The sequence below is a fragment of the Spirillospora sp. NPDC049652 genome, assembly GCF_040675125.1.
Taxonomy (GTDB): Bacteria; Actinomycetota; Actinomycetes; order Streptosporangiales; family Streptosporangiaceae; genus Spirillospora.
On sequence record NZ_JBFAOF010001375.1, the window covers coordinates 1 to 1,471 of the forward strand.

Here is a 1,471-nt window from a genome sequence, read left to right on the forward strand (position 1 = left end):
CGGGCGACCTCGCCCTGGACGCCACGACCGCCGCCCGAACCGGCTACCGCGTGGGCGACAGAGTCCGCGTACTCCTGCACGAACGACCCCGCGGAGCCGCCACCCCGCCCGCTTCCCGGACGTTCACGGTCACGGGCGTGTTCACCCTGGCCGGGGAGCGGGCCACGGGCGTCGCGTCGCTGACCGCGTTCGCCCCGTCGTCGGCCCCGGCACTGCTCGGCCTGCGGCCAGGGCTGGTGACCAGGCTCGCCGTCCGCGCAACCCCGGGCGTGCGCGCGGACGAGCTGCGCGCGGCGGTCTCCGGCGTGCTCCCGCCGGGAACCGAGGCGATCACCGGCGAACGGTACGACGCCGAGGCGGCCAAGGCCGTCCGCGACCGGATGGGCCCCTTCCCGAAACTGCTCCTGGCTTTCTCCTTCGTCGCCGCGTTCGTCGGCGCGTTCCTCATCGTCAACACCTTCACGATGCTCGTCGCCCGCCGCACCCGCGAACTCGCGCTGCTGCGCGCCCTCGGGGCCGGACGAGCCCAGGTCACCCTGCTCGTCCTCGGCGAGGCCCTCGCCGCCGGAGCACTCGGCTCCACCCTGGGCCTCGCCCTCGGCTCCGGCATCATCGCGGCGCTCCGCGCGCTGTTCGACCTCAGCGGCCAGCCGCTCCCACCCGGCGGACCACCGGTGACGCCGGTGTCCGCCGCGGCCGCCTACGCCGTGGGGACGCTGGTCACCCTCGCCGCGGCCTTCCCCGCGGCCCGCCGCGCCGGACGCGTCCCGCCGATCGCCGCGCTGCGCGACGTCCAGGAGCACGCGATCACCCGCCGCTGGCGGAACACGGGCATCATCGGCTGCACGTCGGGCCCCGCCGCGACGGCCCTCGCCCTCGCGCTGGACGACGGACCCGCCCCGCAGTACCTCCTCGGTGCCGGCCTCGCGCTGACGCTCGCCGGGACGGCCCTGCTCCTCCCGCTCCTGTCAGGGCTCGCCATCACCGCGCTCGGCCGCCCGCTCGCCCGCGTCCTCGGCATCCCCGGGACCCTCGGCGTCCGCAACGCCCTGCGCGATCCGCGCCGCACCGCCACCACGACCGCACCGGCGCTCATCGGCCTCGCCCTGGTCGGCGGCGCGACCGTCCTGTCCGCCTCGATCCGGGCGTCCCTCGCGCGCCAGGACCCGCACCAGGTGCGAGGCGTGGACGACCTGTTCTCCCTCGTGTTCGCGCTGCTCGCCCTGTCGATGCTGATGGCCGCGCTGGGCGTCGCCAACAGCCTCGCGCTCGCCGTCGCCGAACGCACCCGCGAACTCGGGCTGCTGCGCGCCGTCGGCCTGGACCGCCGCGCGACCCGCGGCATGGTCCGCGCCGAGGCCGGTCTGGTCTCGGCGTTCGGCGCGCTGCTCGGGCTCGCGCTCGGCGTCGGATTCGCCGTCGTGGTGAAGTGCGCGGCGGGTGACGACATCGCGGTCCTGCGCGTCCCGTG

The 1,471-nt window shown here is 76.6% G+C and carries 1 protein-coding gene; it reads left to right on the forward strand.

Going from position 1 to position 1,471, the window contains the following annotated elements; translation table 11 throughout:
• Window positions 1-1,471, forward strand: a 1,471-nt coding sequence (locus tag AB0J52_RS40350; RefSeq protein WP_500188477.1) for an ABC transporter permease, incomplete at both ends; no start/stop codon positions are given.